Source organism: Phenylobacterium sp. NIBR 498073, assembly GCF_027286305.1.
Taxonomy (GTDB): Bacteria; Pseudomonadota; Alphaproteobacteria; order Caulobacterales; family Caulobacteraceae; genus Phenylobacterium.
Genome location: NZ_CP114599.1, coordinates 1,890,241 through 1,899,890, shown reverse-complemented (window position 1 = coordinate 1,899,890; position 9,650 = coordinate 1,890,241). Strand labels below are relative to the sequence as shown.

9 protein-coding genes are annotated in these 9,650 nt (G+C 68.6%); 5 read left to right on the top strand and 4 right to left on the bottom strand.

Features of this window, described 5'->3' with window-relative positions; genetic code table 11:
• Positions 1-69: 69 nt before the first annotated feature.
• From O4N75_RS09485 to O4N75_RS09475, 3 genes are all read right to left on the bottom strand, one after another.
• Entirely contained in the window at positions 70-1,647 is a 1,578-nt protein-coding gene (locus tag O4N75_RS09485) for a 2-isopropylmalate synthase (protein ID WP_269629108.1), read from the bottom strand.
• 249 nt (positions 1,648-1,896) lie between these two features.
• On the bottom strand, positions 1,897-2,517 hold the full coding sequence (locus tag O4N75_RS09480; protein WP_269629107.1) for a glutathione S-transferase N-terminal domain-containing protein: 621 nt from the start codon (positions 2,515-2,517) through the stop codon (positions 1,897-1,899).
• Entirely contained in the window at positions 2,514-3,242 is a 729-nt protein-coding gene (locus O4N75_RS09475) for a TVP38/TMEM64 family protein (RefSeq protein WP_269629106.1), read from the bottom strand. Before O4N75_RS09475 ends, O4N75_RS09480 begins: the two co-directional genes overlap by 4 nt.
• Positions 3,243-3,319: 77 nt before the next feature.
• On the opposite strand from O4N75_RS09475, the gene O4N75_RS09470 reads away from it, so the two are divergent.
• Positions 3,320-3,739, top strand: a complete 420-nt coding sequence (locus tag O4N75_RS09470) for a secondary thiamine-phosphate synthase enzyme YjbQ (protein ID WP_269629105.1) — start codon at positions 3,320-3,322, stop codon at positions 3,737-3,739.
• Here the strand turns inward: O4N75_RS09470 and O4N75_RS09465 are convergent.
• On the bottom strand, positions 3,736-4,182 hold the full coding sequence (locus O4N75_RS09465; RefSeq protein ID WP_269629104.1) for a VOC family protein: 447 nt from the start codon (positions 4,180-4,182) through the stop codon (positions 3,736-3,738). The two genes, O4N75_RS09470 and O4N75_RS09465, sit on opposite strands and share 4 nt — an antisense overlap.
• A 115-nt stretch (positions 4,183-4,297) precedes the next feature.
• Between O4N75_RS09465 and O4N75_RS09460 the strand changes: the two genes are divergently transcribed.
• The 4 genes from O4N75_RS09460 (at position 4,298) to O4N75_RS09445 (ending at position 9,607) form a co-directional block, all read left to right on the top strand.
• The gene (locus tag O4N75_RS09460) at positions 4,298-5,539 is read left to right on the top strand and encodes a TetR family transcriptional regulator (RefSeq protein WP_269629103.1); all 1,242 of its coding nucleotides are present in this window, start codon (positions 4,298-4,300) and stop codon (positions 5,537-5,539) included.
• A gap of 128 nt (positions 5,540-5,667) precedes the next feature.
• Positions 5,668-6,198: a Plug domain-containing protein gene (locus tag O4N75_RS09455; protein WP_269629102.1), complete on the top strand. Its 531-nt coding sequence runs from the start codon at positions 5,668-5,670 to the stop codon at positions 6,196-6,198.
• 144 nt (positions 6,199-6,342) lie between these two features.
• Positions 6,343-7,902, top strand: coding sequence for a TonB-dependent receptor (locus O4N75_RS09450; protein WP_269629101.1), 1,560 nt, complete (start codon positions 6,343-6,345; stop codon positions 7,900-7,902).
• Between the two features lie 91 nt (positions 7,903-7,993).
• A complete protein-coding gene (locus O4N75_RS09445; RefSeq protein WP_269629100.1) occupies positions 7,994-9,607 on the top strand; it encodes an alkaline phosphatase D family protein in 1,614 nt (537 codons plus the stop codon).
• The last annotated feature ends 43 nt before the right edge of the window (positions 9,608-9,650 follow it).

Genomic DNA, 9,650 nt, shown 5'->3' with positions numbered 1-9,650 from the left:
GGGACCCAAGCTGCATAGCAACCTTGGAACGCTGAATGGATTCCCGCCTTGGCGGGAACGAGCGGTGGCTCAGAAGCCCGAGGCGATGGCGTCGGGCGCGCTCTTTTCCTTGCGGGCGAAGAGGTTGTTGAGCGCGTTGACATAGGCCTTGGCCGAGGCCGTCAGGGTGTCGGTGTCGGCGGCCTGGCCGGTCGCGATGCGGCCGTCCTCCTCCAGACGCACCGAGACCTGGGCCTGGGCGTCGGTGCCCTCGGTCACCGCGTGCACCTGGAACAGACGCAGGATCGCGGTGTGCGGCACCACCTCGTGGATGGCGTTGAACACCGCGTCGACCGGGCCGTCGCCGGTGGCCGTCGCAGCGCGTTCCTCGCCGTCGACCGTCACCGTCAGGGTGGCTTCCTGCGGGCCGTCGGTGCCGGCGATCACACGCAGGTGCTTGACCTGGATGCGGTCGGCGCCGGAGGCCAGGGCGTCGTCGACCAGGGCGATGATGTCGTCGTCGAAGACGTGCTTCTTCTTGTCGGCCAGGTCCTTGAAGCGCTGGAAGGCCTCGTTCAGGGCGTTCTGGCCCAGTTCGTAGCCCAGATCCTTCAGCTTCTCGCGGAAGCCGGCGCGCCCGGCGTGCTTGCCCATCACCAGGTTCGAGGCGCCCTGCCCGACCGTCTCCGGACTCATGATCTCGTAGGTGCCGCGATCCTTCAGCATCCCGTCCTGGTGGATGCCGCTCTCGTGGGCGAAGGCGTTCTTGCCGACGATCGCCTTGTTGAACTGCACCGGGAAGCCGGTGATCGCCGAGACGTAGCGGCTGGCGCGGGTGATGTGCTGGGTCTCGATGCCGGTGTGGAACGGCAGGGCGTCGCCGCGGACCTTCAGGGCCATGACGACTTCTTCCAGCGCCGCGTTGCCGGCGCGCTCGCCGATGCCGTTGATCGCGACCTCGACCTGACGCGCCCCGCCCTGCACGCCGGCCAGGCTGTTGGCGACGGCCAAGCCCAGATCGTTGTGGCAGTGGGTCGAGAAAATCACCGTGTCCGCGCCGGGCACGTGCTCGATCAGATCACGGAAAATGTCCGCGTATTCCGATGGATAGGTGTAACCGACGGTGTCGGGTATGTTGATCGTCTTGGCGCCGGCCTTGATCGCGGCCTCGACGCAGCGGCGCAGGAATTCCTGCTCGGTGCGGGTGGCGTCCTGGGCCGACCATTCGACGTCGCCGCACAGGTTGCGGGCGTGGCCGACCGACTTGGTGATCATCTCCAGGATGTCTTCCTGGCTGGCCTTCAGGATGTGGTCGCGGTGGCTGGGGCTGGTCGACAGGAAGGTGTGGATCCGGCCGCGCTTGGCCGGGCGGATCGCTTCGGCGCAGCGCTCGATGTCGACCATGCCGGCGCGGGCCAGGCCGCAGATGGTGCTCTCGGTGACGATCTTCGAAATCTCGCGAACCGCTTCGAAGTCGCCATTGGAGGCGATCGGGAAACCGGCCTCGATCACGTCGACCCGCATGTCCTCGAGAATCTTCGCCAGTTCCAGCTTTTCCTCCAAGGACATGGAGGCGCCGGGCGACTGCTCGCCATCGCGCATGGTGGTGTCGAAGACGATCACGCGATCACGAGAATCGCGGGCGGCGGCGTCGGATACGTTGGTCATTTGCGAACTCTCTTCGCGGGCATTCTGTAGGGGCGGGCGGCGGGTGAATTGTCCCCTGAGCGCCCGGCCGCGGAGTCGCGCAGCCTAAAGGGTCGCCCAGGGGCGGCTAAGCCCCAGGTCAAGAAGAAGCAGGCTGTTCGGCTGCGTGCGCATGGCGCCGTGTGTACCCAAAGGGGGATCAAGCCGCAAGACTATTGCGCAAAATCAACGCCTGAGACGTATGCGCGCAATAACCTTCCCCTGGGCTCCTCAGGCGTTTTCCATCGCCAGCGCCTTCCAGACGGCCGGACGGGCGATCATCCTGACCATATGCTCACTGATCTTCGGGAACTGCGAGGGGTCGACTCCGTCATCGTCCAGCCAGCTGGCGATGGTGAACAAATAGGGGTCGCAGATCGTGTACTGCTCGCCCATCACCCAGGGACCGACGAACATCTCGTCCTCGATCAGCTGGAAGCAGGTGGCCATGTTGTCGGCGACCTTCTCGCGCATCGCGGCCTGGGCGGCCGGGTCGTCGGCCCAGCGCGAGGCGCGCGGCCCATGCGCGTGGGCCACGTGCACGGTCGAGGCGAGGTAGCCGTTGAAGGCCTGCACCTGGCCGAAGCCGAACGGGTCGCTCGGGGCCAGCTGCGCGTCGGGAAACAACTGGGCGATGAAGGCCAGGATAGAAAGGTTTTCGGTCAGCACGCCCATGTTCGTGACGAGCGCCGGCACGCGGCCCTTGGGATTGAGCTCCAGGAACTCCGGCTTGTGCTGGTCGCCGGCGCGCAGGTCCATGCGGATCGCCTCGTACTCGGCGCCGGCCTCCTCGAGGGCGATGTGCGAGGCGAGCGCGCAAGAGCCGGTCGAATAGAAGAGCCTGAGCATCATTCGTCCTTCATGGGGCCGCTGATCGCGTCCTCGCGCGACTTCAGCCAGTTGCGCGCGAACCAGCCGATGGCGATCCAGGCGACGACGATCAGCGCGAGCCACAGCAGGTGGGCGCCGCCCTCCCCCTTCAGCACCTGGACGATGGAATTGCCGGCGAAGGCGGTCAGCACGATCTTCGGCACGATGCCGATGGCGGTGCCGAACGCGAAGTCGCGCATTCGCATCGGGGTGACGCCGGCCGCCATGTTGACGACGATGAACGGCGCCGAGGGCACCAGCCGCACGATCAGGCTGGCGAGGAAGCCGTTGCGGCCGACAAGGTCCATGAACCGCTGCACGCCCTGGCTCGACAGCAGCTGAAGGCTGCGCGCACCCGCGGTGCGGCCAAGATAGAACCCGACCAGGGCCGAGACCATGGTGCCGATCCAGCTGTAGGCGAAGCCGGTCCAGGCGCCGAAGGCGACCACCGCGGCGGCGATCAGCACGAACTGCGGCACGCCTACGAAGGCGAGGATCGCGAAGGCGGCCACGGCCACCGGCAGCGCCCAGGGCCCATCGGAAGCCAGGCCCAGCCAGCGTTCGACCGTCGCCTCGCCGTCGAAGCCCAGCACCTGGGCGCCGAACAGGAACACCACCCCGACGCCGCCGAACAGCACGAAGGACACGGCGAGCGTGCGCCAGGCCTTGGCGTCCATTTCGGTGAGGAAGCGGATGATGCGGCGCATCGCTCTCCCGTCGCCTGTTCGGGCGGCGTGGTCAAGGAGGCCTCGCCGTGGCGGCGCCCGGTCGCTAGGCTGCTCCCATGCGTCAGGCGGCCGACATCCTCAGCGTCCAGACCCGCGGGCGCGGCCTGCACGAGATCACCGTCGAGATCCGGCGCTGGACCGAGCGCCAGGCGCTGGAAACCGGGCTGCTGACGATCTTCTGCCGCCACACCTCGGCATCGCTGCTGATCCAGGAGAACGCCGCCCGCGAGGTTCGCAGCGACCTGGAGGCCTATTTCGAGGCGATCGCGCCAGAGGCGCCGGGCCGATACGCCCATGACGACGAAGGGCCCGACGACATGCCGGCCCACATCCGCACGGCTCTGACCGGGGTGCAGCTGTCCATCCCCGTCATCGGCGGCGCGCCGGCGCTCGGGACTTGGCAAGGCGTCTACCTGTTCGAGCACCGGCGCCGCCCGCACCGGCGGGAGGTGGCGCTGCACCTGCTGGGCGATTAGCCCGCGGCGGCCGGCTTCCAGTCTGCGCCGGGGATGGTGTTGACCATCCAGGGGATGCCGAACTGGTCGACCACGGCGCCGTAGCCGGGGGACCAGAAGGTCTCGGCGAACGGCATCGTGACCTTGCCGCCCTGCGACAGGGCGTCGAACACCCGGCGCGCCTCGCCCCCGTCCTCGCTGTGGAAGGTGACGTCGAAGCCGTTCTTGGGCTTGTCGATGTTCGGCGCGAACTCGGGGGCCATGTCGGCGCCCATCAACGCCTGGTCGCCGACCTCAAGCCAGCAGTGCATCAGCCAATCCTTGTGTTTGGGGTCGACCGGCATGTCCGGCGGGCCCTCGCCATAGGGAAAGGCCGCGGTGACCTTGCCGCCGAGGACCTGGGCGTAGAAGTCGAAGGCGGCCCGGCACTGGCCCTGGAAGCTGAGACTGGTGACAAGTTTCATGGCGCTCTTTCCTGGTTGCGGGATCAGCCGACGTTCAACGCCCGGAACGGCGTTTTGTGGCCGCCCAGCCGCCCACGACCTCGACGCGGGGCGCGCTGCAAGCCATCAAGGGCGCATGGCCCATGCTGCGGACATTCGGACCCAGGCCATGGCCGCGGCCATGGCGATCATCGCCGACCATGGCGTAGCCGCGCTGTCGATCCGCGACCTGGCGCAGGCGATCGGCAAGAGCACCACCGTCATCGTCAACCTGTTCCAGACCAAGGCCGGCCTACTGGCGGCGACGGCCGAAGCGGCGATGGAGATGGACGCTGCGTTCCATGCGCGCTTCCTGGCGCAGACGGACGGCGCGCCGCTGAACCGCCAGACCCTGCGCGTCCTGGCGATGGGCTACATCATCGGCCGCGCCGCGCCCGAGGCCCATTTCGTACGGGTCTGGGAGGAATTCCTGACCGACCGCGAGGCCGTCATGGCCGCCGGCCCGCAGCTACGGGCTTGGGCGCAGTTGCGCCAGCGGGCCTGGGCTGAACTGCTCGCACGCGCGCCGACCTTCTCGCGGCTCGCGCCCGTGCTGGAGCCCTACCTGACGATGGAGGCGCTCTATGCGAGCGCCCTCGCCGGCCGGGCCGACTACCAACTCCTGCTGGGCGAAGCGCTGGACGGGCTGATGGCTCGCGGGCTCGACGCCCCGCCCCCGACGACGCCGGTGATCGAGTGGATCGAGGCGGGCCTGGTCCCGCCGCAGCCGCCGGGGCTGGAGGCCGGGTCGATGAAGCTGCGGCTGCTCGACATCGCCGCGAACCTGATCATGGAGGGCGGCGTCGGGGCGGTGACCAACCGCTCGGTCACTCAACTCGCCAAGGCCTCGACCTCGACCATTCTCTACCACTTCGGCGACATGCGCGGCTTCGTGGCCGAGGCCATCTGGCACAGCGTCTTCCGCGAGATCCCGCCCTATCTCGACTGGCGCCGACCGCTGGATCTCCAGCGCCCGGCCGATCTCGACGACTGGGCGCGGCTGATGGCGACGACCCTGCAGCCAGCCTCTCCAGGCGGCCAGGCCGGCTTCTACGTGAAGTATGCGCGCCTGATCGCCCAGATCTGTCTGCTGGCGCGGCGCGATCCGGCGTTCCAGGACCTGGCTGCGCTGCTGCGCGGACCCGAGGGCGGCGGCACCTATGCCCGGCGCGAGGCGATCTGGCCCCCGCAGTTCGTCCTGACCCGCATGAGCGCCGCCCACTTCGCCATCTGGATCAAGGGGCGCGCGTTGTTGGACGCCGCGATCGCACCCACCGAAGAGACGACGCCCGAAGACCGCCTACGCGTGGCCGCCCTGGCGTTCGCCTCTCACGCCTAGAAGCCGAACAAGCGTTTTTTGAGATCATATAACGCTGCGCGTCATTAAAGCATCGCAAGCAGACACTATAGCCACCCCGCATCGAACGACTGCTTTTTCGACTAACCCAGTTCGGGGCGGGGATATCCATGAACTTCAAGTCCAAGGCGGCGCTCGCCGCCGTTCTGCTGGCCGGCGCCAGCGCCGCGGCCATGCCGGCTGCGGCCGATGACGCGGCCCAGGTCGACGAGCTGATCGTCACCGCCCGCCGCCGCGCGGAATCCGAACAGAAGGTGGCCACGCCGCTGACCGTGATCAGCGGCGAGGAGCTGGAACGCCGCAACATCGAGACGGTCAACGATCTCGAGAACAGCGTCCCGAACCTGGAGGTCACCAGCCAGTTGGGCGGCGGCCAGCCGCAGTTCCGCATCCGCGGCGTCGGCATGACCGACTACGCGGCCAACAACACCTCGACCGTCGGGGTCTATATCGACGAGGTCGCCTATCCCTACGGGTCGATGACCCAGGGCGCGCTGTTCGACGTGGCCCGCATCGAGGTGCTGCGCGGGCCGCAGGGCATCCTCTATGGCCGCAACACCACCGGCGGCGCGGTCAGCGTCATCACCAACGCCCCGACCAAGGCGTTCGACGCCGGGATCAACGCCTCGTACGGCCGCTAAAACGCCGTCCACGCCGACGGCTTCGTCTCCGGCCCGCTGACCGACACCCTATCGGCTCGCCTTGCCGCCACCGTCGACCAGGGCGGCGCCTGGCAGTACCACCGCGACACCGGCGAGGAGCTCGGCGACAAGGACCGCTGGGCGGTGCGCCTGCGCCTGGACTGGCAGCCGACCGACGCCACCCAGATCGACGGCTCGCTGCGTTACAACCGCGACCAGTCGGACGGCCTGGGCCTGCGCCTGGTCACCCGCCCGTTCCAGTCGCACAACTATGCGCCGATCGGCCGGCTCTATCCGATCGACACCGAGCGCCGGATCACCGGCTGGGGCATCAGCCCCTATTTCGCCAAGCTGATCGGGGTCTCGCCGAGCGCCAAGCCCTTCCGCGACAACGAGGGCTGGGGCGCCAACGTTCGCCTGCGCCACGATTTCGGCTGGGCGGCGCTGACCGCCGTCGCCGCCTACGAGACCCTGGAGCGGCGCGAGTTCAACGACTGGGACGCCACCGCCTCGAACGAGGCCGGGACGTTCTTCTTCAACGACATCGAGACCCTGTCGCAGGAACTGCGCCTGGTCTCGCCGGCCGAAGGCCGCTTCCGCTGGCTGGCCGGCCTCTACCACTCCACCGAGACGGTGGACGGCGGCTTCTATTCGGACTTCTCGGAAGCCTCGGCCCTGCGCAACTGGATGAGCACCAGCTACACCCAGGACGTCCAGACCACCGGCGTGTTCGGCAATGTCGACTACGACCTGACCGAGCGTCTGACGCTGTCGGCGGGCCTGCGCTACGAGGACGAGACCCGCGAGCTGAAGGACTTCCTGACCCAGGTCCTGGCCCCGGTCCCCAACCGTCTGGCCTCGACCAGCGCCGAGCAGTCGATGGGCGAATGGTCCGGCAAGATCGGCCTGGAATATAAGGCCAGCGACGATGTCCTGCTGTTCGCCAGCGCCGCCCGCGGCGTAAAGTCCGGCGGCTTCACCACCTACAACAGCGGCCTGCCCCAGCAGCTCGAGCCGTTCACCCCCGAGACGCTCTACGCCTATGAGGCCGGGGTAAAGTCGGAGTTCTTCGACCGCAGGCTGCGGGTCAACCTGTCGGCCTTCTACTACGACTACCGCGACCAGCAGCTGCAGGGCATCCTCTACACCCAGACCGGCCGGGTCGGGCGGATGATCAACATTCCGAAGTCGCACATTTGGGGCGGCGAGCTGGAGCTGACCTGGCGGCCGACCGAGCGCCTGACCATCAACCAGTCGCTGGGCCACAAGTACGGCGAGTACGACGAGTTCTACTTCGTCAACTCGGCGGCCACCGAGGCTGCGCGCGACCCGGTCACCGGCCAGTACAACACCATCGTCTACAGCGACCGCTCGGGAGAGCGCCTGCCCTTCCCGCGCGCCGACTACAAGGGCGCGATCAGCTACGTGATGGACGTCGGTCCGTGGCAGTTCGAGGCCGAGACCAACTACAACTACCGAAGCTCGCTGTTCAGCACGACGTCGAACTCGGTGATCGGCGACTACTGGCTGGTCAACGCCAACCTGACCGCGCGGCCGATCGACGGCCGCTACTCGGTCGGGCTGTGGGTGAACAACGCCCTCGACAGCTACTTCGAAGAGACCCGCAACGCCTTCATCTCCGCGGCCACCGCCAGCCCGCACCCGCCGCGCACCTACGGCGTGCGGATGAGCTGGCGCTACTGATCCCCCCGGGGCCCGCGCCCCATTCGGGCCCCAGCACTGGCCCGCCGGACAGGACGCGTCCGGCGGGCCCCTTTCCATTCGGAGAGCATCCATGGCCCTCGACCGTCGCGCGTTGATCGGGAGCGGACTGGCGCTGGGCGCGGCGAGCGCGGCGCCTGCGAGGTCATCGCCCTCTCCCTTCCAGCACGGCGTCGCCAGCGGCGAGCCGACCGCCACCGGCGCGTTGCTGTGGACGCGGCTGACCGGCGTGGGCGAAGCGGTCGGCCGCTGGCGGCTGGCGCGCGACCCGCAGATGGCCGACGTCGTCGCCCAGGGCGCCTTCACCGCCCGGGCCGAGCGCGACTTCACGGTCAAGGTGGAACTGGCGGGCCTGCAGCCGGGAACCGACTACTGGTATCAGTTCGAGGCCGCCGGCGCGCTCTCGCCCGTCGGCCGGACCCGGACGCTGCCGACCGGGCGGCTCGACCAGCTGGACCTCGTGGTCGCCTGCTGCGCCATGTACACGATGGGCCGTTTCCACGGGTATCGCGCCATCGCCGAGCGGCCGCGGCTCGACGCGGTGCTGTTCGTCGGCGACTACATCTACGAGTACGGGGCGTCGAACTATCCGGGCATGGCGACGCTGCGCCCGGCCGATCCGCCGCACGACACCCTGACGCTGAGCGACTATCGACGCCGCTTCGCCCAGGCGCGGACCGACGCCGACCTGCAGGCCGCCCACGCCCGTGCGCCCTGGATCTGCACCTGGGACGATCACGAGATCGCCAACGACGATTGGTCCGGCGGGGCCCAGGGCCACGCGGGCGAGCGCCAAGGCGACTGGGAGATCCGCAAGATCGCCGCGGTGCGCGCCTATTACGAATGGATGCCGATCCGCGATCCGGATCCGGCCGACCCCTACGGGGTTCAGCGTGCGGCGGCGTTCGGCGATCTGGCCACCCTGATCGTGCCCGAGACCCGACTGAAGGCCCGCGAGCAGCAGCTCAGCATCCAACGCGACCTGGAGTTCACCGCTGGGTCGGACGGATCGAAGGTCCCAGACATCGCGAGCTTCCGCCGCAAGATCGCCGCGCCGGAACGCGCGATGCTGGGCGCCCAGCAGCTCGCCTGGCTGGCGCGTGAAGTCGAGGGCTCTGTCGCCGCCGGCCGCCCGTGGGTGCTGCTCGGCAGCGCGACGATCATGGGCGACTACGACTATCCGGACATGTCGGACTTCGCCCCGGCCAGCGGTCCGCTCAAGGGCTTCTTCGAGATGACCCGGCTGAAGCTGCCGCTGCTGAATCTCGACGCCTGGAGCGGCTACGGCGCCGAGCGTCAGCGGGTCTACGACATCATCCGCCGGGCCGGCGCCCAGGCCGTGGTGCTGTCGGGCGACAGCCACATGGCGTTCGCCAACGAACTGCACGACGCCCAGGGCCAGGTCGCGCTCGAAGTCGCCGCCACCACGATCACGGGCCCGTCGCTCGGCTCGGTGCTGGCGATGAGGCAGGCGCCGCTGGGCGAACGGCTGGCGGCCGCCAATCGCGACATCGCCTGGTGCGACCATCTGGCGATCGGCTTCATCGCCGTCCGACTGACCCGCGAGACCGTTGCGGCGGAGTTCGTATCGGTCGTCGATCCGCGCGGATCCGATCCCACCACCGTTGTGGTGCGCCGCGTGGAGGCGCGAGCGGGCCAGCCGTGGCGTTTCGACCGCAAGGTGTAGCGGCCGGAACAACAAGCGCGGCTGGAGCGTTGGTCGCGAGCGC